Consider the following 23,274-nt stretch of genomic DNA (forward strand, 5'->3'; position numbering starts at 1 on the left):
GTCAGGACAGTCCTTCTGCGATCGGGCCGAGCGCGAGCGCCGGGAGGAAGGTGAGGGCGACCAGGATGAGCGTGACGCCGACGACCATGCCGACGAACTGCGGCCGGTGTGTGGGCAGCGTGCCCGCGCCCTCGGGGACGGGTGACTGCGCGGCCAGCGAACCGGCCAGCGCCAGCACCAGGATGATCGGCAGGAACCGGCCGAAGACCATGCACAGGCCGAGCGCCACGTCGTACCACGGGGTGTTGACCGTCAGTCCGGCGAAGGCGGAGCCGTTGTTGTTGGAGGCGCTGGTGAAGGCGTAGAGGACCTCCGACAGGCCGTGCGGGCCGACGTTCAGCATGCTCGCGCGCCGTTCTTCCGAGCCCATCGCGAACGCGGTGCCGACGAGCACCAGGATCGGGGTGATGAGGAAGTACATCGAGGCGAGCTTGATCTCGCGGGCGCCGATCTTCTTGCCCAGGTACTCGGGCGTGCGGCCGACCATCAGCCCGGCCACGAACACCGTGATCACGGCCAGGATCAGCATGCCGTACAGGCCCGCGCCGACGCCGCCCGGCGCGACCTCGCCGAGCATCATGTTGAACATCGTCATCATGCCGCCGAACGGCGTGTAGGAGTCGTGGAAGGAGTTCACCGCTCCGGTGCTGGTGAGCGTGGTCGCCGCGCCGAAGGTGGCGGAGTTGGAGACGCCGAAGCGCACCTCCTTGCCCTCCATCGCGGCGCCGACCGCCTGCGGCACGGTCGCGTCGCCCGACAGCTCGAACACGTTGGTGAGCAGCACGCTGGCCAGGGCCAGCACGCCCATCACGGCGAGGATCGCGTAGCCCTGCCGGACCTGGCCGATCAGCCTGCCGAAGGTACGCGGCAGCGCGAACGGGATCAGCAGGATCAGGAAGATCTCGAACCAGTTCGTCCACGAGGTCGCGTTCTCGAACGGATGCGAGGAGTTGGCGTTGTAGAAGCCGCCGCCGTTGGTGCCCAGCTCCTTGATGACCTCCTGGGAGGCGACCGGGCCGCCGGTGATCGACTGGGTGCCGCCGGTCAGCGTGGTGACCTCGTGCACGCCGGAGAAGTTCTGGATCAGGCCGCCCGCGACCAGCACCAGCGCGCCGGCGAAGGCGATCGGCAGCAGGATGCGGACCGAGCCGCGCACCAGGTCCACCCAGAAGTTGCCGATCGTGTCGGACTTGCGCCGGGCGAACCCGCGTACCAGGGCGATCGCCACCGCCATGCCGACGGACGCGGACACGAAGTTCTGCACCGCCAGCGCGGCCATCTGGGTCAGGTGGCCCATCGTGGACTCGCCGGAATAGGCCTGCCAGTTGGTGTTGGTGACGAAGCTGATCGCGGTGTTCCAGGCGATGTGGTCGGTGACCGGCGGCAGGCCCAGGCTCAGCGGCAGCTTGTCCTGCAGCCGCTGGAGCCCGTACACGAACAGGATCGAGATCACCGAGAACGCCAGCAGGCTGCGCGCGTAGACCGCCCAGCTCTGCTCGGCGTCGGCGCGCACCCCGAGCAGCCGGTAGACGACCCGCTCGGCGACGTTGTGCTTCGTGGTCGTGTAGACGCGGTACATGTAGTCGCCGAGCGGCTTGTGCACCAGGGCCAGCGCGGCGATCAAGGAGACGATGAAGATCATCCCAGCCGCTGTCGTCCCCATCAGAACCGCTCCGGGAACAACAGGGCCGCGACCATGAAGATCACCAGCCCGACGACCACGAAAAGTCCGGCGGCGTTGACAGCACTCACAGCCGCTCCACCGCCTTGACGACCAACCCGAAGACCACGAAGATCGCGATCGTCAGGGCGACGAAGATGACGTCGGCCATCCCTGCTCCTTGAGTCCGATTCACCGCCCAGGATGAGCGGCTGCAGACCAAGGAAAACGCCGAAATAGGCCCGTATTGCCTTTCTTGACACCATCCCTACGCGCGGAGGCTGATTCTTGACGGGATCCCTACGCGGACATCAGCTCCGCAGCTCCCGCTTGAGAATCTTGCCGGTCGCGGTCATCGGCAGGCTCTCACGGAACTCGACGATCCGCGGGTATTTGTAGGCCGCCATGTTTGCCCGGCACCAGGCGACGAGCTCCTCCTCGCCGACCGTCGCGCCGGGCACCCGGATGACGTACGCCTTGACCTCCTCACCGTGCGTACCGTGCGGCACCCCGACCACCGCCACCAGCGAGACCGCCGGGTGCGACATCAGCACCTCCTCCAGCTCGCGCGGGTAGACGTTGAAGCCACCCCGGATGATCATGTCCTTCGTCCGGTCCACGATGGCGTAGTAGCCGTCCTCGTCGCGGGTGGCGATGTCGCCGGTGCGGAACCAGCCGTCCCGCAGCACCTCCTCGGTCTCCTCCGGCCGCCCGTAGTAGCCCCGCATGACGTTGTGCCCCCGGATGGCGATCTCGCCGGGGCCCTCACCCTCGATGGTGTTCCAGCCGCCGTCCACCAGCCGCATCTGCACGCCCCAGACGGGGAAGCCGACCGTGCCGGGCTTGGTGGGCCGCCCCGGCTGGTTGAAGCTCGCCACCGGCGACGTCTCCGACAGGCCGTAACCCTCCAGGATCGGCACGCCGCAGGTGGTCTCGAAGTCCTTGAGCACCTCGACCGGGCAGGCGGCCCCGCCCGCCACCGCCACCCGCAGCGCGGGCGGCGCCCCCGCCCCGTCCGCGTGGATCTTCGACAGCAGCGCCCAGAACATCGTCGGCACCCCGGCGAACATGGTCACCCTCTCCCGGCGCATGAGATCCAGCGCCTCGCCGGCCTCGAAGCGCGGCTGGAGCACGAGGGTGGCGCGGCGGCGCACGCTCACGTTCATCACCGCGGTCTGGCCGAAGGAGTGGAAGAACGGCAGCACGGCGAAGGAGACGTCGCCGCCGGGGTCGGCCGGGAACATCTCGTCGCTCACGATGGTGTTGGTCAGCATGTTCATGTGGGTCAGCTCGGCGCCCTTGGGCTGCCCGGTGGTGCCGGAGGTGTAGAGGATGGCCGCGGTGTCACCCGGCTCGGTCCGTACGGTCTCGAACTCCTCGGACATGCCGCCCAGCGCCGCCCAGAACGACTCGCCGTGCTCCGACTCGGTGGCCAGCGGCGTGGCCGGCAGCACGAAGAAGTGCTCACAACCCTCGACCGCGTCGAACGCCTCTCGCCCCTGCGCCCCCATGGGCAGTTCGGCGGTGCCCTCGAAGCAGAAGAGCGCCTTGGCGTCGCTGTCGGTCAGGTGGTAGACGATCTCGCGCGGGCGCAGCAGCACGTTGAGCGGCACCACCGCCGCCCCCGCCTTGAGAATGCCGAAGTAGACGAAGGGGAAGTAGGGCACGTTCGGGCAGAGCAGCGCGACCTTGTCGCCCTTGCCGATGCCCCGGGCCGCCAGGAGACCGGCCACCTGGTTCGCGACGGAGTTCACCATCGAGTACGGCAGGCGCAGGTCGCCGAAGACCAGCGCGGTGCGGTCCGGAGCATTGCGGGCGCTGTCTTCCAGGATGATCGACAGATTGAGCATCGCGACCCTTTCGCCGTTCGCCGGGCCCCCAAGAATGCGGCACCGGCGCCGGCGGAGGCTTGTACGAACGTGTCGATTCAGGGCAGCCAGTCGATGGCGGCGGCCAGCGTGGAGGGCGCGGCGCCGAAGTTGCGCCGGAAGACGCGGGAGAAATGTGCCCCATCGGTGAATCCGGCGCCGTGCGCGGCCGTCGTCAGCGACTCCCCCGCCGCCACCGACGTGATCGCGTGCTGGATGCGCCGCCAGCGTACGTAGGGGCGCAGCGGGATCCCCACCTGCGCGCTGAACAGGTGCGCCAGCCGGCTCGGCGACAGGTGCACCGCGTCGGCGACCACGCCCAGCCGTACCGGCCCGCCGGCCAGCAGAGTGGGGATCACCTCGATCGCCCTCTCCACCGCCGGGTGCATCGCGGGTTCGGCGGCCCCGCGCGTGCCCGTCCAGTCCTCGACGACCTTCAAGGCGGCCCCGGCCTCCGCCACGCCCGCGAACGCGGGCCGGCCCTCGCAGGGCGGGCTCCAGGTCGGGGCTTCGGCCCCCGCGCCCGAGCGGGCGAGCAGGGAGCGGGCCGCCGAGCCGCTGGGCTCCAGCTGGGCCAGCAGGGCCCCATGGGCTCCCGCGATGATGGTGTGGCCGGTGTCGGGCGGGACGACCGCGGTCCTGGTGGTCACCCGCCGGCCATGGGCGTCGGCCATGGTGAAGGGCTCGGCGGAGACGATCAGGTGGACCGCGTGGTGGGCGTGTAGCTGGTTCGTGCCGATGGTGCCGCCATAGAGCAGGACGCCGGGGCGGAGCAGGCACCAGCCGCGCCAGCGATCTGCCATCACGCCTCCTTGCGGTCGCGGTTCGTCTCCGATCGTCGCGGCGCGGAGCCTTCCCGTGAAGGCGGGGGTGAAAGTTCAGCCCATTTAGCGATAACGAGGAGAAGGACCGCGACGCATCGCTAGGCTACACAGGCACATGATTACGCAGAGCGATGGTACGACGACAACATGCGACGGCGGGGTTGATGAAGCTGCGAGACCGGCTGCGCTACTGGTTCGACCGGACGATGGACCGCGGGACGCCGGCGCTGATCGGCTGGCTCGGGCTGTGCTCGGCCCTGATGATCCTCGTGGTCACCGTCCTGGTGGTGCTGCTCACCAACACCGACACCGAGGAGAACGGCGGCTGGGCGGGCGTGGCCTGGATGAGCCTGCTGCGCACGCTGGATCCGGGCACGATGGGCGCCGACAAGGGCAGCGCGCTCTTCCTCAGCCTGATGCTCTTCGTCACGATCGGCGGCATCTTCGTGGTCAGCGCCCTCATCGGCGTGCTGACCACGGGCCTGGAGAAGCAGATCGACAAGCTGCGCAAGGGACGGTCCCGGCTGATCGAGCGCGGTCACACGATCGTGCTCGGCTGGTCCGACCAGGTGTTCACGGTGATCAGTGAGCTGGTCAAGGCGAACCAGGGCGAACGTTCCTGCGTGGTGGTGCTCGCCGGCCAGGACAAGGTCGACATGGAGCAGCAGATCCGGGCGCGGATTCCCGAGGCCGGCAGGACCCGGGTCATCTGCCGCTCCGGCAACCCGCTCAACCGCGCCGACCTGGAGCTCGTGAGCCCGGACACGGCCAAGGCGATCATCGTGCTGCCCCGCGCGGGCGCCGACGCCGACATCGACATCATGAAGACGCTCCTGCTGCTGAACAACCGCACCTGGCGGCCCCGCCGGCCGCACGTGGTCACCGCCGTGCAGAACAGCGAGAACCTGGCGGCGGCCAGGCTGGCCGGCGGCGAATCCGCCCTGGTCATCGATGCCGACGACATCGCCGTCCGGCTGGTGGTGCAGTCGCACCGGCAGGCCGGCCTGTCCACCGTCTGCACGGACCTGCTCGACTTCGCGGGCAACGAGCTCTACCTGCGTACGGAGCCCTCCCTCATCGGCAGGACGTTCGGCGAGGCCGTGCACGCCTACGAGCTCGGCGTGCCCATCGGGCTGCGCACCGCGGACGGCCAGACGCTGGTCAACCCCGACGGCAAGACCCTGATCGAGGCGGGCGACCAGGTGATCGTGCTGGCCGAGGACGACCTGCTGATCCGGCCCACGGCCAAGCAGCCGCCCATCAGGGAGGAGGCCGTGGTGGAGGCGTGCGGCAGGACCGCCCGGCCCGACCGTACGCTGCTGATCGGCTGGAACGCGCGCGGCGCCAAGATCATCGACCTGCTCGACCGCCTCGTCGAGCCCGGCTCGGTGGTGGTCATCGCGGCGCCCAGGCGGCCCGACGAGGCGATGAACGCGGCGCGGGCCGGCCTGTCGGTCCATCACAAGCCCTGCCGGCCGACCAGCAGGGCCTCGCTGGAGCGGCTGGACCTCGGCAGCTACCAGCACATCGTGGTGCTCGCCGACGACGACGTCGAGCCCTGCCACGCCGACGACCGCACCCTGGTCACGCTGCTGCACCTGCGCGACATCGAGGAGCGGCTCGGCGACCCGTTCTCGATCGTCACCGAGATGAACGACGACCAGAACCGCGAGGTGGCCCAGGTCACCAAGGCCGACGACTTCATCGTCAGCAGCAGGCTGATCAGCCTGCTGCTGACGCAGCTCAGCGAGAACCGCCACCTGCACGGGGTCTTCGCCGCGCTGTTCGACCCGTCGGGCTCGGAGATCTACCTCAAGCCCGCCCCCTCGTACGTGCCGGCCGGGGCGCGGGTGAACTTCGCCACCGTCCTGGAGTCCGCGCGGCGGCGGGGCGAGTCCGCCATCGGCTACCGCCTGCACGATCACAGCCAGGAGGCGCCGACGTACGGGGTGCGGCTCAACCCGCCCAAGGACACCGACCTCGTGCTGGAGGCCCACGACAGCGTCATCGTGCTCGCCGAGAGCTGAAAACCCCGGCCGGTCCCGGTGCTGCGCGTCAGCGGCTGCCGTGCGCGCGTTGGCGACTGCCCGTGCGCGGGTTGGCGACCCGCCCGCTCCGTGCCTTCGTACGGTTCGCCCAAAGTGACACAGCCGTTCCGTTCCGGAAGGAGGCGTCCGCGACCCCCGTGGTGAGGAAAGGGAGATCGGCAGATGCGTACTGACATGTTCATCGGAGGCGAGTGGACGCCGGGCGGAGGGTCCGCCTTCAACTCGCTCAACCCCGCGACCGGAGAGGTGCTCGCGGAGTTGCGCGAGGCGACGGAGACGGACGTCGACGCGGCCGTGCGCGCCGCCGCCGCGGCGTTCGCCTCGCCCCAGTGGGGCGGGCTGCTGCCCGCGGCCCGCGCCAGGCTGCTGCTGCGCGTCGCCGACCTGCTGGAGCAGCACACGGACGAGATCGCCCGGCTGGAGACCCAGGACCAGGGACAGCCGCTGAACGTGAGCGCGGGCTTCTCCGTGCCCAACGCCGTGGAGCACTTCCGCTACTACGCCGGCTGGGTCACCAAGATCACCGGCGTCACCGTGCCGCTGTCCGTGCCGGACGTGGACTATCGCAGCCGCCGCGAGCCGCTGGGCGTCTGCGGGCTGATCACGCCGTGGAACTTCCCGCTGATGATCCTGGTGTGGAAGCTCGCGCCCGCGCTCGCCGCGGGGAACACGGTGGTGATCAAGCCCGCCGAGCAGACCCCGCTGTCCACGTTGCGGCTGGCCGAGCTCATGCAGGAGGCCGGGATCCCGCCGGGCGTGGTCAACGTCGTCAACGGCGGTCCTGACGTGGGGCGCGCGCTCGTACGTCATCCGCTGGTGAAGAAGATCTCCTTCACCGGCTCCACGCTCGTCGGCAGGGAGATCGGCGCCGAATGCGGGCGCACGCTGAAGAAGGCGTCACTGGAGCTTGGGGGCAAGGCGCCGAGCATCATCGCGCAGGACGCCGACCTCGCCGCCGTGCTGCAGGGCAACCTGCTGGGCGGGCTGCTCAACTCGGGCCAGGTCTGCGCCGCATACACCCGCTTCTACGTCGACGCCAAGCGGCACGACGAGTTCGCCGACCTGCTCGCCGGCGCCGCCGGCACGCTGCGGCTGGGCAACGGCCTCGACCCGGAGGTGCACCTCGGCCCGCTGGTCTCGGCCGAGCAGGTCGAGCAGGCGGAACGCTACGTCTCCCTCGGCAGGCAGGAGGGCGCCCAGCTGCTGACCGGCGGGCAGCGGCCCGGCGGTGAGCTGGCCGGCGGCTTCTTCTACGAGCCGACCGTCTTCGCGGGCGTGCGGCAGGACATGCGCATCGCGCGCGAGGAGATCTTCGGCCCGGTGCTGACCGTTCTGCCCTACGAGGACCCGGAGGAGCTGACGGTGCTGGCCAACGACAGCGACTACGGTCTGGCCGCCGCCATCTGGTCCCGCGACATCGGCACCGCCAACCGGCTGGCCCGGCAGGTGAAGGCCGGCACCGTGTGGATCAACATGATGCAGGGCCTGGACGCCGCCGCTGCCTGGGGCGGCATGAAGGCCTCCGGCATCGGGCGGGAGATGGGCTGGGAGGCCATCACGGCGTACACCGAGGTGAAGAGCATCTGGACCAACCTCGCCTGAAGCCCGGCCTCTCACCGGAGCACTCCGGCTCAGGTCGCATGACGCGACGCCTTCCTGATCTCGGCCGCGCTCTGCCCGCATACCGCGCGCAGGGCGCGGCTGAGGTGTGTGGCGTCGAAGATGCCCCAGCGGGCGGCGATCGCGGCCACGCTGCGGCGGGCGAGCGCGGGATCGGCCAGGTCACGCCGGATGCGTTCCAGCCGTTGCGCGCGGATCCAGGACGCGAGCGTGACGCTGCGCCCGCTGAGCGCCTTGTGCAGGTAACGCACCGAGATGTGGTGCGCGCGGGCCACCGACTCCGGGCTCAGCCCCGGGTCGTGCAACCGGCCCAGACAGTACGTGAGCAGCCGGTCGGCGAGATCGTCCTGCCCGGGGGCGGGTGTCGGCTGTTCGGCCAGCGCGGACAGCACGACGGAGACGAGCGCGTTGGCCAGGTGCGCGGCACCGCCCCGGCCGATCGTGCCCAGCTCACCGATCGTGTCGAGCCCGCCGACCGCGTTGGACGCGCCGACCGTGCTGGGCCCGCCGATCGTGCTGGGCCCGCCGATCGTGTCCAGTTCGTCGGCCGCGTCCCGCAGCAGGGTCGCCGCGAGTCTGCGGCCGCCGCCGTCCGTCCGCACCACCAGGGCGGTCCGCGCCGCCAGCAGGTCGGCGTGCGCGCCGAGGAGCGGGCGCGGGATGCCGAGCACGACGAGGTCGAACGGATCCCAGAACCGCAGCTCGTACGGCCGGGTCGTCTCGTAGACGACGAGATCGCCCGCGCCCGGCAGACACTGGCGGCCGTCCTGCTGCACACCCGCCCGGCCCGACCCGTGCAGCGCCACCTTGACCAGCTCGCGGTCGGCGGAACCGATGAGCGCGCTGGTGCGCTGCACGACGCAGGGACCTCCGGTGATACGAGTGATGAGCACCTCACCGGGCCGCGCACCGCGCAGCGCGCCACCCGTGCCCGGGGCCGTCGGGCGGATCCGCAGGGGCGCGAACGCGTCGGACGCCGTCTGCTGGAAGCGCTCCACCTGCTCATTCCCCGCCGTACGAGCGAGCATGAGGGGTTCCTCTTCCTCCCGGTGCACGGGCGGTCATGCCGCGGGCCGCCCTCGTCCGGATCGATTCTCCCCACTGGATCCGCCGGCGAACCGGGGCGATTACGTGACAGAGCCGGAGCGTTCCCACCTTTTCTCACCTTCCGCGCGTCCCACCACCGCCACGCAGGACGAGGCGGTGCGGCGGGCGAGCGAGCTGCTGCGCCGGGACGGCGGCGGCCGCAGACGGTCGCGGGACTGGCTCCAGCTCGGCTCTCAAATGCGGATAGAATGGGCAAAACGTGCATTTCGGAGGGGGGACGATGGGCTGGCCCGGTGGCAGGCGTTCGTGGCCCCGGGTCCGGAGTGCGCGTCAGGTGGTGCGGTGGCTGGAGTTCCGTCCGATCGGTACGAACGGCTACGTGAGCACATGGGGCGCCAACATGGGCGTCCGCCCACCTGAATCCGGCTGAGCCCACCGCCCGCCGCCCGGCGGAGGCGCGCACGGCCGCCCAAAGCACGGCCGCCCAAAGCACGGCCGCCCGAAGCACGGCCACCCGAAGCGCAGCCGTCCGAAGCCGCAGCCGCCCGTAGCACGGCCCCGGTGCCTCGGAAGGCTCGCCCCTGGCGCCTCGGAAGGCTCGCCCCTGGCGCCTCGGAGGGCTCTCGTCCTCCTGGCCTCTCGGAGAGGCGCTCTCACCTGCGGCGGAGCCGTTCAGGAACCGCCTGTGAATGACGCCTGGGCCCGGGCGGCATCACTCTCGATTGTCCATGTAAGGGATGTCCAGGCAGCCATGCCTGAAGAAGGGACCGCGTACTGCCCATGATTCGCGACGCCATGAACAAGTGGACCATTGTCGTTCCGGTGCTGGCCCTGCTGGCCCTGGTCCTCTCATGGGGCCGTGAGATACCCACCGCGCTGATGGTGGTAGCGGCGCTGCTGCTGGTGGGAGCCGTGCTGGCCGCCGTGCACCACGCGGAGGTCATCGCCCACCGCGTCGGCGAGCCGTTCGGATCGCTGGTGCTGGCCGTGGCCGTGACGGTGATCGAGGTGGCGCTGATCGTCAGCCTCATGATGTCCGGCGGCCCGCAGACGGGGACGCTGGCGCGGGACACCGTGTTCGCGGCCGTGATGATCACCTGCAACGGCATCGTCGGCCTGTCGCTGCTCGCGGTCACGCTGAAGCGCAAGACAGCGATCTTCCAGGCGGAGGGCACGGGCAAGGCGCTGGCGACCGTGGCCACGCTGGCCACGCTCAGCCTGGTCCTGCCCACGTTCACGACGAGCGCGAACGGGCCGGTCTTCTCCCCCGCGCAACTCGCGTTCGCCGCGGTGGCCTCGCTCCTGCTGTACGGGCTGTTCGTGCTGACGCAGACCGTCCGGCACCGCGACTACTTCCTGCCCGTCGAGGTCGAGGGCAGGACCATGCGCGAGGAGGACCACGCGCCGCGCCCCTCCGCGCGTACCGCGCTGGGCAGTCTGGGGCTGCTGCTGGTGGCGCTGGTCGCCGTGGTCGGGCTGGCCAAGGTGGAGTCGCCGGTGATCGAGGCGGCGGTGTCGTCGGCGGGGCTGCCGCACGCAGTCGTGGGCGTGGCGATCGCGCTGATGGTGCTGCTGCCCGAGACCATCGCGGCGGTCCGGGCGGCACGGCGCGACCAGGTGCAGATCAGCCTCAACCTGGCGCTCGGCTCCGCGATGGCCAGCATCGGGCTGACGATCCCGGCCATCGCGGTGGCCTCGATCTGGCTGGAGGGGCCGCTGCTGCTCGGGCTCGGCGCCACGCACATGGTGCTGCTGGCCCTGACGTTCGTCGTCTCGACCCTCACGGTGGTCCCGGGGCGGGCGACGCTGATGCAGAGCGGGGTTCACCTGGTGTTGTTCGCCGCGTTCCTGTTCCTGGCGGTCAGCCCTTGACCTCGGTCTCCGTGCTCGCCCTGCCGTCCACGTCGCGTGGGGCGGGGTTCTTGGGGCGGGTCATCCAGAGGTAGACCAGCGCGCCGGCGAACAGCGCGATCGAGGTCCACTGGTTGATCCGCAGGCTCAGGAACGTGACCGCGTGGTCCACCCCGCCCACCGGATCGATCCGCAGCCCTTCGATCCAGAACCGCCCCAGCGTGTAACCGGCGACGTAGAAGGCGAACAGTTGGCCGTGGCGCAGCGTGAACTGCCTGCCGATGAGGATCAGCAGGAAACCGAGGGCCACGGTCCACAACGATTCGTACAGGAAGGTCGGGTGGTAGAGCACGCCCGGCTCGCCGCCGTGCGCCCGGTCGATCTCCAGGCCCCACGGCAGCGTGGTCGGCCTGCCGTACAACTCCTGGTTGAACCAGTTGCCCCAGCGGGCGATCGCCTGCCCGAACGCGATGCCGGGGGCGATCGCGTCGGCCATGGGGCCGAGGGCGAGTCCGCGGCGGCGGCAGGCCAGCCACACGCCGACGCCGCCCAGCGCGACCGCGCCCCAGATGCTGAGCCCGCCCTCCCAGATGAACAGCGCCCGGTAGGGTTCCTTGATCGCCCGGTCGCCGAAGTAGGTCTGCCAGTCGGTGATGACGTGGTAGAGGCGGGCGCCGACCAGGCCCCAGATCACCCCGGGGACCGCGATGTCGTAGATCGCGCCCTTCTCGCCGCCGGCGGCGCGCCAGCGGCGCTCGCTCAGCCAGACGCCGAACACGACGGCGGCCACCATGCACAACGCGTAGGCCCGGATCGGGATGAAGCCGAGGTGCCAGACCCCCTCGGCGGGGCTGGGAATCGCGGCAAGGAGCATGCCGGTGAGGCTAGCCAACGCGGGGCGGCTTGACCAGGCGGCGGGGGGACGGTGACGGTACCGCTATGCTTCGGTCCTCGTCGAAGCGTTCAAACCCTACGCTTCACCCCAAGAACACCTACGGAGGAATAAGGCGGGCATGACGGTTGGGGAAATGCTTGCCATATTCGCGGCGGGCGTCGGCGCCGGTGCCATCAACACCGTCGTCGGCTCCGGAACGCTGATCACGTTCCCGGTTCTCCTGGCCACCGGCCTGCCGCCGGTCACCGCCACGGTCTCCAACGCGCTCGGCCTGATCCCCGGCTCGATCAGCGGGGCCATCGGCTACCGCGAGGAGCTGCGCGGCCAGGGCCGGCGCATCATGAAACTGAGCGTCGGCGCCCTGATCGGCGGCCTCACCGGCGCCACGCTCCTGCTGACGCTGCCCGCCTCGGCGTTCGAGACGATCGTGCCCGTCCTGGTGGCCCTCGCTCTCGTCCTGATCGTCCTGCAGCCGTGGATCAGCGCGAAACTGCGCCACCGCACGCGCAAGGGCGGCGCCGACGGCGGCTTCCTGTTGTTCGCCGGGCTGACGCTGGCCAGCGTGTACGGCGGATACTTCGCCGCCGCCCAGGGGATCATCTACGTCGCACTGATGGGCATGCTCCTCAATGAGAGCATGCAACGGCTCACCGCCATCAAGAACGTTCTCGTCGCCGTGGTCAACGGGGTCGCCGCGATCTTCTTCCTGGTCGCCGCGGAGTTCGACTGGACCGCCGTGGTGCTCCTCGCGGTGAGTTCCGCGATCGGCGGCCAGATCGGGGCCAGGGCGGGCCGTCGGCTCAGCCCCGCGATCCTGCGTACCCTCATCGTGGTGGTGGGCGCCGTGGCCATCGCCCAGCTGGTGCTGCACTGAGATTGGAGCGAGACGATGGCCGACCCTGCCCCGCGGGTGCGCCGCTCACTGTTCCTGCACGCCCCCATCGGCCGCGGGCCGCGCGCCGTGCTGGAGCGCATGCTCGCCCTCGTGGACGACGACACGCCGCCCGACGGCCCCGATGGCCCGGTCGCGGTGCTCGAACGGCGGCTGGCCGCGCTGCTCGGCAAGGAGTCCGCGCTGTTCTTCCCGAGCGGGACGATGGCCCAGCAGGTGGCGCTGCGGGTGCACGCGGAGCGCAGCGGACGGCGCGCCTTCGCGGCGCATCCCCAGTCGCACCTGGACGTGTGGGAGGAGCAGGGCTACAACGCCGTCCACGGCCTGTGGTTCCGCCGTACCGGCGACCCGTTCGAGCTGATGACCGCCGAGAACCTGGCCGCCATCGGCGAACCGGTGGCCGCGGTGGTGTGGGAGTTGCCGCAGCGCGATCTCGGCGGGCTCCTGCCCGAATGGGACGACCTGTGCGACCAGGTCACGGTGGCGCGGGCCGGCGGCGCGGCGGCGCATCTGGACGGCGCCAGGCTCTGGGAGGCCCAGACCTACTACCGCCGGCCGCCGGCGGAGATCGCCGCGCTGTTCGACACCGTGTACGTCTCGCTCTACAAGAGCCTGCTGGGCACGCGCGGCGCTGTGCTGGCCGCCGACGCCGCGACGGTGGACGTCGCCAGGACCTGGCGGCAACGGCTCGGCGGCGGCATCGGCGACGCGTGGCCGCTCGCCCTGTCCGCCCTGGTGGGCCTGGACACCATCGCCGAACGTATGCCCGCCTACCGGGACCACGCCATCGCGATCGCGGCCGCCGTCAACGCGGGCGGCGCGGCCCGGGTGCACCCCGATCCTCCGCAGACGCCGATCTTCCACGTCCACCTGCCGGCGTCCCGGCGGGCCGTGGAGAAGGCCGGCGCGGAACTGCTCGCCGAACAGGGCGTCCAGCTCTACCCCCGGGTGCGGTCCGGGCCGGACCCCTCGCGGTGCAGCTTCGAGGTGACCGTCGGCGAGAACGCGATGGACTTCAGCGCGGCCGAGGTCGCCGCCCTCCTCCAGGAGCTGCTCAAGCGGGCAGGCGCCTGACCGGCCGCCGTCAGTGGTGGTAGGCGTGGATCACCGCGTGACCCTTGCCCCTTCCGATGATCCACTTGTTGATGGGCAGGGTCACGACGAAGGCGACGATCAGCGAGAACGCCAGAGCGCCCCAGAACAGGACGGAGGCGAGTCCTGAGTCCATGGCGCCGGGGATGATCAGCATGACGCCGTTGTCGACGATCTCCATGACCAGGATCGACAGGGTGTCGGCGGCCAGCGCGAGCCGCAGCGCCGCACGCCACTTGAGCCCCGCGCGGAACAGGCCGCGCAGGGTGAGCGCGTAGCCGAAGACGAACGCCAGGGCGACGGCCAGCAGGATGCTGGGCAGGTCGTGCCAGCCGAGGGCGGTGGCGATCACCATGCCGAGCACCTCGCCGATGGCGCATCCCGTGAGGCAGTGCAGCGTCGCGGACGCCGCCACCGCCCACGTCGCCTTCATCGGCCCGTGATGACCCTGGTCGCTCTGTTCAGATTCGGACATTGCCACCTTCCAGGCGAATCGTTCGCACGTCGAGCGTGGCTCACCCTATACCCCTATGCCGTATCGAGGGCACTGCCCCCTGGGTGTGTCCCGACCCGTACGACGCCACGGTGGAGGTCGGCGGCCCGCCGGGTCGCCGCGATGCCGTGGTATCCGGGCAAGGTCTTCACCGTGGTAGCCGCCCTGGTGACCCGGGCCTCTGACCGGAGGTGGCCCGGGTAGTAAGAGATCATCTGTGCGTCAGCTCTCATACGGTCGCCGTTCAGAAATGTCGTAAAGGATCGCCCCGCCGGTGCAGGACCGCCGGCGCCTCACCCCGGCGACTTTTCGGAGAACAGTGTTGAGAGCCTCAGACCGCAAGAAGCCTCGTACCGTCCTGGCCTTAGCGGCCCTCACGTTCCTGGGTTCGGCCGCGACGCTCACCCCCGCCATCCCCGCCACGGCCGACTCGGCGACGGCCGGGAGCTGGAACGAGAGCGCCTACCGAGGTCACGTCGAGGTCGTCCGGGCGCAGGACGGCTCGTCCGCTCCCTCCGTCCTGACCGGCAAGGTCTTCCTCGACCAGGACCGCGACAGCGTGAGCGACAGGAACGAGCGCGGGCTCGGCGGCGTCATGGTGTCGAACGGGCGTGACGTGGTCGCCACCGACTCCCGCGGACGCTACGAGCTGCCGGTCTACGACAACATGACGGTGTTCGTCACGCAGCCGTCCGGCTACCAGGTGCCCGTGGACGAGTCGAACGTGGCGCAGTTCCACTACAACCACCTGCCCGAAGGCTCGCCGGCGCTGCGCTACGGCGGCATCGCGCCCACGGGGCCGCTGCCGTCCGCGGTGAACTTCCCGCTCGTGCGCAGCCATCTCACGCAGTCGCGGGAGCAGCACTGCGTGATCGCGGGCGACCTGCAGACGTACAACAAGAAAGAGGTCGAGTACGCCCGCAAGGGCGCGATCGGCGACCTTTCCCGGCGGCACGACTACCGGGGCTGCGGCACGCTGTTCATCGGTGACGTCGTCGGCGACGACCTGTCGCTCTACCCCGACGTGAAGCAGCTCACCGGCCTCACCAACGGACCGGCCAGGTTCCTGCCCGGCAACCACGACCTCGACTTCGACGCCGAGACCGCCGAGCACTCCTTCGACACCTTCCGCGCGCAGCTCGCGCCCGCGTACTACTCCTACGACGTGGGCGACGTGCACGTCGTGGCGCTGAACACGGTGCGCTACCCGTGCACGCCGGACGTCGACAACGCCGACGGCCGCCGGCCCCAGTGCGACGACCCGGAGAACAAGCCGGCCTACAACGGCCGCCTCGACGAGGAGCAGCTCGCCTGGCTGAAGCGGGACCTGGCCAGGGTCGACCGCCACAAGCTCGTCGTGATCGCCGGCCACGTCGGGCTGCTGAACTTCGCCGACGAGAGCAGCCCGATCCACCAGGTCGACCAGGTCGCCGAGGTGCACGACCTGCTCAAGGGCCGCAAGGCGGTCACCGTCGCCGGGCACAGCCACTCGATCGAGAACATGAAGGCCGGCGACTCGGCCAAGGGCTGGGGCGACATCTTCGGCATCGAACGGCTCCCCTTCCCGCACATCACCGCGGGCGCGATCTCCGGCGACTGGTACTCCGGCGCCGTGTCCGACAAGGGCTACCCCTCCGCCGTCGGCCGTGACGGCGGCCGGCCGGGCGTGCTCACCCTGGACGTGCGGGGCAACTCCTTCAAGGAGCGCTACACGGTCACCGGCGAGAGCGATCAGGTGCAGACGCAGCTGGCACTCAACACCCCGGCCTACCGCCAGTGGTACGCCGACCGGCAGGCCTGGAACCAGACCCCCGAGGGCACGGCGCCGGAGCTGGGCGACCCGAACGTGGTCAGCCGCGCGGACCTGGCGGGGCGCACCTGGCTCACCACCAACTTCTGGATGGGCTCCACCGGCTCCACCGTCAAGGTGCGCCTCGACGGCGGCCGGCCGAGCTCGGCGGTCCGTACCCAGCCGCTGCGCGGTGAGGCGCAGCGCGTCGGCCCCGAGTGGTCCGACCCGCACGCCGTGGCGCAGCAGCTCGTCAACGGCGGCAGCGTGGCGGACCGGGCGATGCACCTGTGGCGGCTCGAACTGCCCGCCGGCCTCTCTGAGGGCGAGCACCGCGCGGTGGTGACCGCGACCGACTCCTACGGCCGCCAGTTCACCGACACCCTGCGCTTCCGCGTCGTCGAGGAGCGCTGACCGTCGTTCGAAGCGCTGACCCTCGTGTGTAAGTGCTGACCCTCGTCAGGCGCTGACCATCGTCGAGGAGCCGGCCCTCCGCGAAGCGCTGACCGTCGTTGAGGAGCGCTGACCGGCCCGCTCTTCCGCCCGCCCCTCCTCCGGGGGCGGGCTTCCGCGTTTGCCAGGAGTGGATCGCCCGCGGATTGTAACGTGACTACACGTGCGTGATTACTCAGTGTCACCATCGGTGGAGGAGAGGTCCCGGCGCCGGTGGGTCGTGTTGTTGTTGTGCTGGGCCTCGCTCACCATGACCTCCGTCGACCGCTCCACCTGGGGGCCCGCGTCGCTGCAGGCGGGCGAGGCGCTGGGGGTGTCGCTGGCGGGGCTGGGCGCGTTCGCGACCGCGTACTACGTGGGGTACGTGTTGTCCAACATCGGCGGCGGCATGCTCGGCGACCGGATCGGCAGCCGGGTCGTGTTGTCGGGCTCGCTGTTCACGGCCGGCGGTTTCATGGTGGCCTTCGGGTACGTGCCGTCGGCCGGGGCGGGGATCGCGGTGCAGGCGCTGATCGGGTTGTGCGCGGGCGCCGACTTCGCGGCCGGCGTCAAGCTCATCGCCTCCTGGTTCCCCGACCGGGAACGCGGGCTGGCGATGGGGGTGTTCACCATGGCCTCGTCCCTCGGCACGATGATCGCCAACATGGTCGTGCCCCGGCTGATCCAGGTCTATGACTGGCGGACCTCGTACCACCTGTTCGGGGTGGTGTCGATGGTGCTCGCCCTGGTGTGCCTGGCGCTGCTGCGCGAACGGCGCGGCCCCGCGCCGGTACGGCCGCCGCCGCTGCGCGACCTCCTGCGCCGGCGTGACCTGCTGCTGATCGGCCTGGCCGGGTTCGGCGGGTTGTGGGGCACGTACGGCTTCGTGGTGTGGTCCAACACCCTCATGGTCACGGGGCACGGGATCGACCCGGTGGCCGCGGGGACGGTCGTCGTGGTGTTCGCGGCGGCGGGCGCGGCGGGCAAACCGGTCATCGGCCTGGCCACGGACCTGGCCGGGCGGGGACGCAAACGGCCGGCGGTCGCGGTGATGATCGCCTTCGCCGGCTGCCTGCTGGTGTTCGGCGGGCTGGAGACGCAGCCGGCGTTCCTGGCGATGGCCGCCTTCGCCGGGCTGGGTGCCTACCTGTACACGCCGCTGCTGGTCGCCATGGTGCCCAGCCTGTCGGGGACGGCGCTGGCGGGCTCCGCGGCGGGTGCGATGAACGCGCTGGCGCAACTGGGCAGTGTCGCGGTGCCCGTCGTGGTGGGCGCGGTCTACCAGATGTCCGGCTCCTTCACCGCCGCGTTCAGCACGCTGGCGGCGGGCCCGCTGGCGGGCGCCGTCGCGCTGTCGTTCGTCCGCGAGGCCGCTCGCAGCCCTCGCCCCCAGCCCGCCGAAACGTGAGCCCACCGAAACGTGAGCCCATCGGGTCGTGAGCCCACCGAGTCGTGAGCCCGCCGGACCCTGAGCCGGTCGGACCCTGAGCCTGCCGGACCCTGAGCCTGCCGGACCCTGAGTCGGCCGGAGCGGCCCGGACACCGCGACGTTGGTGTCCGGGCCAGGCCGGGGCACTCCGCCAATGCCCGCGAATACCACCAGGCTTCCCCGTTCCCGCTCAACGAGCAAGACCACGACAAGTGAGGTCAGTCTCCGTGGACGGGGTTCTTCGCCACCCGCCTCTCCGACACCAGCAGCCGCACCGCACCCTGCCGGTGGGGTTCGGCCGCCCAGACGATCCAGTGGCCGCCCACCTTCGCCGACTGATCGCCCGGGCTCGCCGAGAAGCCGTTTCCGCCGGGGGCGGGCCTGATGATCTGGAACGTCACCTCCAGACCTCGCTTACGCGTCTCGGCCAGCACCTCGGCGACCGTGCGGCCGTCCGGGTCGAAGCCCTCAAGCGACTCCCCCGCCTTGCTGGCGTCCGCGTTGTTCTGGTACGCCTCTCCGGGCTTGGCCGGGCGGCCCAGGTAGATGATGCCTTTGCCGCTGAAGCCCTTGGAGATGGTGACGGTGAGGGCGCAACCGGGCCGCCCGGGAGTGCAGCCCTCCGGCTCCAGGCCGCCGCCGATGCGGTCCTTCTCGGTCGTGCCGGCGAAACCCAGCCGGAAGATCTGGCCGACCTTCGTCGGGGAGGCCGGCCGCAGGTCCAGGGTGACGTCCAGGCCCATCGCCTTGAACGCCTCCGAGTACAGGGCGTGGTCGGCGAACGGGTCCTTGATCGTGGCCACGTACGTGTCACCGCGCAGTTCGATGTCCATGGCGGCGTTGGCGTAGGCGGTGGGGTCGGAGTCCCGCCCGATCAGCGCCGGGCCCAGGACGGCCGCGACGGCGAGCACGGCGGTGGCGAGCAGGCCGACGAGGACGGAGCGGCTGCGTCGCCGTCGCCGGAAAGCGAGAGCGGGAGTGGGAGCGGGAGAGGGAGAGGGAGCGGGAGCGGGAGCGGCGGCCATGGCCGCCAGCAGGCGGTTCTCCTGCGCGATCAGGGATTCCGAGCTGGGCGGGGGCACTTCCGAGCGGAGGCGTTCGAGCTCGGTCATCTCATTCATGGACGGGCTCCTCGCTGACGATGGCCATCGGGTTGACCTCTCCGAGCTCTTTGCGCAGCTTCTCCCTGGCCCGGTTAAGGCGCGAGCGCACGGTTCCGACGCGTACGTTCAGCGCCTCGGCGACCTCCGGGTAGGTGAGGCCGGCCCAGGCGACCAGGAGCAGCGCGTCACGGTGACCTCCGGGCAGCGTCGCCAGCGCCCCGGCCAGGCGGCGGCGGGCGGACTCGGCGCTGACCCGGTCGTCACTGCGGTCGGTGAAGGGGGCCGTCACCGGGTCGATGCCCGTCCGTTCCAGAACTCTTAACTGGTGCACCTCCGCACGCCGGTGCCGGCCCATCAGGTTGGTGGCGATGCCGTACAACCAGGGGCGGGCGTTCGGGCGGGACAGGTCGTAGCGGCCACGCTGCCCGAACGCCGTCAGGAACGTCTCCGCCACCACGTCATCGGCGGCGTCGGCCCCCAGCCTTCTGGCGACGTACCGGGTGATACCGGCGGCGTGCCGGCGGAACACCTCGGCGAAGGCTTCCGACTCGCGCAGGGAGCGTTCGATATGGGAGGCGTCATCGCCCTCCGTCCGCTCTGTTTCGCTCACGTTGTGTGCCTTTCGGCGATGAACCAGGACAGCAGTTGTTGCCCTGCCGGACGCGAGCGGTTCCCGGTTCTAGCGTTTCGGGGTCCCGTACGGGTCGTGCGGCGTGTCGGCGTAGGCCCACTGGTGGTCGCGGGCGTGCCGGCAGGCGGCCTCGACGTCCCCGGCGCGCATGACCTCCAGCAGCTCGCGGTGCTCCTCGGCGACCCGTTCGAGCTCCGGCCTGGTGACCATCAGGGCGATGGCCGTGCGCGCCTCGATCTGCAGCGCCTCCCAGGCGCGGGTCAGCAGGCCGTTGCCGCCCGCCCGTACGACGTGCCGGTGGAAGCGGGCGCTGGCCGCGCCGATGCCGGGCACGTCGTCGTCCCTGGCGCAGCGGTGCATCTCCGCGACCGCCTCCCCCAGGTGGTCGAAGGGCAGGACTCCGGCCAGCATCGCGAGCCGCGTCGCGGTCTCCTCCAGGGCCGCCCGCACGATGTACGCCTCCCGGATCGTCTGCTCGGCGAAGGGCAGCACCCGGCTGCCGTGGCGGGGCTGGCCCTCGATGAGGCCGAGGCCCTCAAGCTGCCGTAGCGCCTCCCGGACCGGGGCCTGGCTGGTGCCGAACTCCTGGGCGATCTTCGTCTCGATCAGCCGGTCGCCCTCGCCGAGCTCGCCGGAGACGATCCGTTGCAGCAGGCCGTCGCGGATCTGCCGGCTCAGCGTCGGCCGTGCGGAGCGCGGGACGGTGGACGGGTTGCCCGTGGAATCCGACAAATATCCTCCCTTGACTCTTCGATCATGCCATCTACTCTCAAATTATCGATATCGATAATGGGAGCCTAGATGCTGATATCGGTTCAGACACCGGAGAGCGCCGAGGCGGCTCGGGCGGACCTCCAGACGGGGGCCGTACCGCTGGGCGGCGGCACCCATCTGATGACCCGGCTCAACGATGAGGCCGGCGGCGACCTGCGGCTCGTCAGCCTGCGCCGGGCGGGACTGTCCGGCATCGAGGTCGAGGGCGCCTCCGTGGCCATCGGGGCGGCCACCACGCTCGCCGACGTCGAGGACGACGCCCGGCTGGGCTTCCTGTCCGGCTGCTTGCGCTCGATCGCCTCCCCGCCGGTCCGCAACCTCGCCACCGTGGCCGGCAACCTCTTCGTGCCGCAGCCGTACGGCGACCTGGCGGCGGCCCTGCTCGCCCTGGACGCGGAGCTGGACGTGCTCGGCGCGGACGGCGTGCGCCGCGAGCCGCTGGAACGGATCGTCACCGGCGGCCTGCCCGCGGGCGAACTGGTGACCCGGATCCGGTTCACCGCTCCGGCGGCGGGCACCTTCCGGTTCCACAAGGCGAGCAGGCGGCAGCTCAACTCGGGAGCCATCGTCACGGTGGCGGCCCGGATCACGGTCGAGGACGGCGTGGTCGGCGACGTCCGTCTCGTGCTCGGCGGTCTCGCCCGCCGCCTGCTGCGGGCGACCGGCGCCGAGCGTGTCCTGCTGGGCGCGCCGCTGACCGCCGAGGTCGTCGCCCGCGCGGCGGAAGCGGACGTCATCGAGCCGTTCGACGACGCCTACGCCTCCGCCTGGTACCGCGCCCGGGTCTACCCCGTCCACCTGCGTCGTGCCCTGCTCGGGGCGTAGAAGTCGTGCCCTGCTCGGGGCGTGGAAGTCGTGCCTTGCTCGGGGCCTGAAAGGGGATCGAATGCCCTCAAGGATCGTCACGCTCAAGCTGAACGGCACCGAGCGGGAGCTGATCGCCCGGCCGTCGACGACGTTGCTGAACGCCCTGCGCGAGACGTTCGGGCTGATGGGGGCCAAGCGCGGCTGCGCGCAGGGCGGCTGCGGCAGTTGCACGGTGCTGCTGGACGGCAGGCCCGTGGTCTCGTGCCTGGTCCCCGTCGCCACCATCGACGGCTCGGCCGTGGAGACGATCGAGGGCCTGGCCGACGGCGACCGGCTCGATGAGGTGCAGCAGGCGTTCGTCGACCTGTTCGCGACGCAGTGCGGCTTCTGCACCCCTGGGATGATCATGTCCGCGACGGCGCTGCTCAACCGGAAACCGGATCCGACCCGTCAGGACGTCACCGAGGCGATCTGCGGCAACGTCTGCCGCTGCACCGGCTACGAGCCGATCATCGCCGCCGTCCTCACCGCCGCCGAACGCCGCCGCGCCCTCCCGCCGGCGTCCGCGAACGCCCCGGCGCCCGCGAAAGCCCCAGCGCCCGCGAAAGCCCCGGCGCCCGCGAAGGCCGACGTCTGATGGCGCGCCTCACGCCGATCGACACCGCGTACTTCAAGGACGAGCGGGCGGGCGACTTCACCGTCATCGGCTCCGCCGTCCAGCGCTCGGACGCCCGCGGCCACGTCACCGGCCGCACGGTCTTCTTCGAGGACATGACGCCGCCGGACCTGACGCACGTCAAGATCCACCGGTCCACGCGGCACCACGCCCTCATCAACCGGGTCGATGTCTCCGGCGCACTGGCGGTGCCGGGCGTGCTCCGGGTCATCACCCACGAGGACGTGCCAGGCAACTGGTACGTCGTGCTCCGCCTGATCGGCGTGGGCCCCGACGACGAGCCCGTACTGGCGGAGGACCGGGTCCTGTACCGCGGCGAACCGATCGTCGCCGTGATCGCCGAGACCGAGGAGGCCGCCCGCGAGGGCGCCGCCAGGGTCGTGGTCGACTACACCGACCTGCCCGCCGTCCTGGACGTCGAGGAGGCGCTGGCCGACGGCGCGCCGATCATCAAGCAGGCGGGCACCAACCACTTCGTGTACGAGGGACACCACTGCCGCCGGGTCCGCTTCGGCGACGTCGAGCGGGGCTTCGCGCAGGCGGACCGCGTCATCGAGGGCCGCTACGGCTCCTCACCCATCGAGCACGCGCCGACCGAGCCGACCGGCTGCGTCGTCGTCCCCCAGGGTGACGGCCGGCTGCGGATCCACAGCAACACCCAGGCCGCCTTCTTCACCCTCGACAACACCGCGCTCATCCTCGACGTCCCGCCCACCAGCCTGCGTGTCGTCGGTGGCACCGTCGGGGGCGGCTTCGGCGGCAAGGTCGACGTCATCGTCGAGCCCCTGGCCTGCATCGCGGCCATGCTCACCGGCCGGCCCGCCAAGTACGTCTACAGCCGCGCCGAGGAGATGCAGGTCTCCTCCACCCGGGCGGCCGAGCGCATCTACATCAAGGACGGCGTCATGGACGACGGCCGGATCGTCGCCCGCAAGGTCTCCCTGTACGTGGACGCGGGCGCCTACTCCCGGCACAGCCCGTACGGCGCCACCAAGGCGGCCGCGCACATGCCCGGCCCGTACACGATCCCGAACGTGCACGTGGACTGCCACTGCGTATACACCAACCGCACACCGTCCAGCGCCATGCGCGGGTTCGGCGTCACGATCGGCGACTTCGCGCTGGAGTCGCAGATGGACCACATCGCCAGGGAGCTGGGCATGGACCCGCTGCGGCTGCGGCTCATCAACGCCTACCGGGACGGCGACATGAAGGCGCACCGCAAGATCGCGTCGGGCACGGCGCTGGTCGAGGTGATCCAGCGCGCCGCCGACCTGGTGGGGCACGACCTGCCGCCGGAGTACCGGGCGATGTCGTCGAGCGAACGAACGGAGGGCTGAGCG

At 70.9% G+C, this 23,274-nt stretch carries 20 protein-coding genes; 10 read left to right on the forward strand and 10 right to left on the reverse strand.

Translation table 11 applies throughout. The features are described 5' to 3' along the window. Position 1: 1 nt before the first annotated feature. The 4 genes from kdpA to AB0I81_RS05680 all read right to left on the reverse strand — a co-directional run bounded on the left by kdpA (position 2) and on the right by AB0I81_RS05680 (position 4,331). Positions 2-1,642 carry a potassium-transporting ATPase subunit KdpA gene (gene kdpA / locus AB0I81_RS05665; protein ID WP_360650515.1) on the reverse strand — a complete coding sequence of 547 codons (1,641 nt, stop codon included), beginning with the start codon at positions 1,640-1,642 and terminating at the stop codon, positions 2-4. 20 nt (positions 1,643-1,662) lie between these two features. Beyond that, positions 1,663-1,752: a potassium-transporting ATPase subunit F gene (locus tag AB0I81_RS05670; protein WP_360650517.1), complete on the reverse strand. Its 90-nt coding sequence runs from the start codon at positions 1,750-1,752 to the stop codon at positions 1,663-1,665. Positions 1,753-1,971: 219 nt separating this feature from the next. Continuing rightward, the gene (locus AB0I81_RS05675) at positions 1,972-3,510 is read right to left on the reverse strand and encodes a long-chain fatty acid--CoA ligase (RefSeq protein WP_360650520.1); all 1,539 of its coding nucleotides are present in this window, start codon (positions 3,508-3,510) and stop codon (positions 1,972-1,974) included. A gap of 77 nt (positions 3,511-3,587) precedes the next feature. After that, complete coding sequence (locus tag AB0I81_RS05680) at positions 3,588-4,331, reverse strand: helix-turn-helix transcriptional regulator (protein ID WP_360650523.1); 744 nt, start codon at positions 4,329-4,331, stop codon at positions 3,588-3,590. Positions 4,332-4,516: 185 nt separating this feature from the next. Here AB0I81_RS05680 and AB0I81_RS05685 point away from each other — a divergent pair, with 185 nt between their 5' ends. Both AB0I81_RS05685 and AB0I81_RS05690 read left to right on the forward strand, forming a co-directional pair. Next, positions 4,517-6,379, forward strand: a complete 1,863-nt coding sequence (locus AB0I81_RS05685) for a potassium transporter TrkA (RefSeq protein ID WP_360650526.1) — start codon at positions 4,517-4,519, stop codon at positions 6,377-6,379. 183 nt (positions 6,380-6,562) lie between these two features. After that, positions 6,563-8,002 carry an aldehyde dehydrogenase family protein gene (locus AB0I81_RS05690; RefSeq protein WP_360650529.1) on the forward strand — a complete coding sequence of 480 codons (1,440 nt, stop codon included), beginning with the start codon at positions 6,563-6,565 and terminating at the stop codon, positions 8,000-8,002. Between the two features lie 29 nt (positions 8,003-8,031). On the opposite strand, the gene AB0I81_RS05695 is transcribed toward AB0I81_RS05690, so the two are convergent. After that, positions 8,032-9,048, reverse strand: a complete 1,017-nt coding sequence (locus tag AB0I81_RS05695) for a helix-turn-helix domain-containing protein (protein WP_360650532.1) — start codon at positions 9,046-9,048, stop codon at positions 8,032-8,034. A gap of 799 nt (positions 9,049-9,847) precedes the next feature. On the opposite strand from AB0I81_RS05695, the gene AB0I81_RS05700 reads away from it, so the two are divergent. Further along, a complete protein-coding gene (locus AB0I81_RS05700; protein WP_360650535.1) occupies positions 9,848-10,939 on the forward strand; it encodes a hypothetical protein in 1,092 nt (363 codons plus the stop codon). Here AB0I81_RS05700 and lgt read toward each other — a convergent pair. Further along, positions 10,929-11,792 (reverse strand): prolipoprotein diacylglyceryl transferase, encoded by an 864-nt coding sequence (gene lgt / locus AB0I81_RS05705; protein ID WP_360650538.1) that lies wholly within the window; start codon positions 11,790-11,792, stop codon positions 10,929-10,931. The two genes, AB0I81_RS05700 and lgt, sit on opposite strands and share 11 nt — an antisense overlap. A gap of 139 nt (positions 11,793-11,931) precedes the next feature. On the opposite strand from lgt, the gene AB0I81_RS05710 reads away from it, so the two are divergent. Together AB0I81_RS05710 and AB0I81_RS05715 are read left to right on the forward strand one after the other, a co-directional pair. After that, on the forward strand, positions 11,932-12,687 hold the full coding sequence (locus AB0I81_RS05710; protein ID WP_360650541.1) for a sulfite exporter TauE/SafE family protein: 756 nt from the start codon (positions 11,932-11,934) through the stop codon (positions 12,685-12,687). Between the two features lie 15 nt (positions 12,688-12,702). Continuing rightward, positions 12,703-13,779 (forward strand): beta-eliminating lyase-related protein, encoded by a 1,077-nt coding sequence (locus AB0I81_RS05715; protein ID WP_360650544.1) that lies wholly within the window; start codon positions 12,703-12,705, stop codon positions 13,777-13,779. 10 nt (positions 13,780-13,789) lie between these two features. Here AB0I81_RS05715 and AB0I81_RS05720 read toward each other — a convergent pair whose 3' ends face one another. Continuing rightward, the gene (locus AB0I81_RS05720) at positions 13,790-14,272 is read right to left on the reverse strand and encodes a DUF4396 domain-containing protein (protein ID WP_360650547.1); all 483 of its coding nucleotides are present in this window, start codon (positions 14,270-14,272) and stop codon (positions 13,790-13,792) included. Positions 14,273-14,702: 430 nt separating this feature from the next. Between AB0I81_RS05720 and AB0I81_RS05725 the strand changes: the two genes are divergently transcribed. Together AB0I81_RS05725 and AB0I81_RS05730 are read left to right on the forward strand one after the other, a co-directional pair. After that, on the forward strand, positions 14,703-16,493 hold the full coding sequence (locus tag AB0I81_RS05725; protein ID WP_360652013.1) for a calcineurin-like phosphoesterase family protein: 1,791 nt from the start codon (positions 14,703-14,705) through the stop codon (positions 16,491-16,493). A 202-nt stretch (positions 16,494-16,695) separates the two neighbouring features. Further along, complete coding sequence (locus AB0I81_RS05730; protein WP_360650550.1) at positions 16,696-17,919, forward strand: MFS transporter; 1,224 nt, start codon at positions 16,696-16,698, stop codon at positions 17,917-17,919. 239 nt (positions 17,920-18,158) lie between these two features. Here the strand turns inward: AB0I81_RS05730 and AB0I81_RS05735 are convergent, their stop codons facing one another. The 3 genes from AB0I81_RS05735 to AB0I81_RS05745 all read right to left on the reverse strand — a co-directional run bounded on the left by AB0I81_RS05735 (position 18,159) and on the right by AB0I81_RS05745 (position 20,406). After that, on the reverse strand, positions 18,159-19,061 hold the full coding sequence (locus tag AB0I81_RS05735; protein ID WP_360650553.1) for a hypothetical protein: 903 nt from the start codon (positions 19,059-19,061) through the stop codon (positions 18,159-18,161). Continuing rightward, positions 19,054-19,653, reverse strand: a complete 600-nt coding sequence (locus AB0I81_RS05740; protein WP_360650556.1) for an RNA polymerase sigma factor — start codon at positions 19,651-19,653, stop codon at positions 19,054-19,056. The genes AB0I81_RS05735 and AB0I81_RS05740 overlap by 8 nt, the downstream gene beginning before the upstream one ends. Positions 19,654-19,722: 69 nt before the next feature. After that, on the reverse strand, positions 19,723-20,406 hold the full coding sequence (locus AB0I81_RS05745; protein WP_360650558.1) for a GntR family transcriptional regulator: 684 nt from the start codon (positions 20,404-20,406) through the stop codon (positions 19,723-19,725). Positions 20,407-20,475: 69 nt separating this feature from the next. Here AB0I81_RS05745 and AB0I81_RS05750 point away from each other — a divergent pair, with 69 nt between their 5' ends. The 3 genes from AB0I81_RS05750 (at position 20,476) to AB0I81_RS05760 (ending at position 23,271) form a co-directional block, all read left to right on the forward strand. Further along, entirely contained in the window at positions 20,476-21,273 is a 798-nt protein-coding gene (locus AB0I81_RS05750) for an FAD binding domain-containing protein (protein ID WP_360650564.1), read from the forward strand. Positions 21,274-21,334: 61 nt separating this feature from the next. Then, positions 21,335-21,892: a (2Fe-2S)-binding protein gene (locus tag AB0I81_RS05755; RefSeq protein WP_360650567.1), complete on the forward strand. Its 558-nt coding sequence runs from the start codon at positions 21,335-21,337 to the stop codon at positions 21,890-21,892. Beyond that, entirely contained in the window at positions 21,892-23,271 is a 1,380-nt protein-coding gene (locus tag AB0I81_RS05760; RefSeq protein ID WP_360650569.1) for a molybdopterin cofactor-binding domain-containing protein, read from the forward strand. Before AB0I81_RS05755 ends, AB0I81_RS05760 begins: the two co-directional genes overlap by 1 nt. The last annotated feature ends 3 nt before the right edge of the window (positions 23,272-23,274 follow it).

The sequence above is a fragment of the Nonomuraea sp. NPDC050404 genome (assembly GCF_040655495.1).
In the GTDB taxonomy this organism is placed as follows: domain Bacteria; phylum Actinomycetota; class Actinomycetes; order Streptosporangiales; family Streptosporangiaceae; genus Nonomuraea.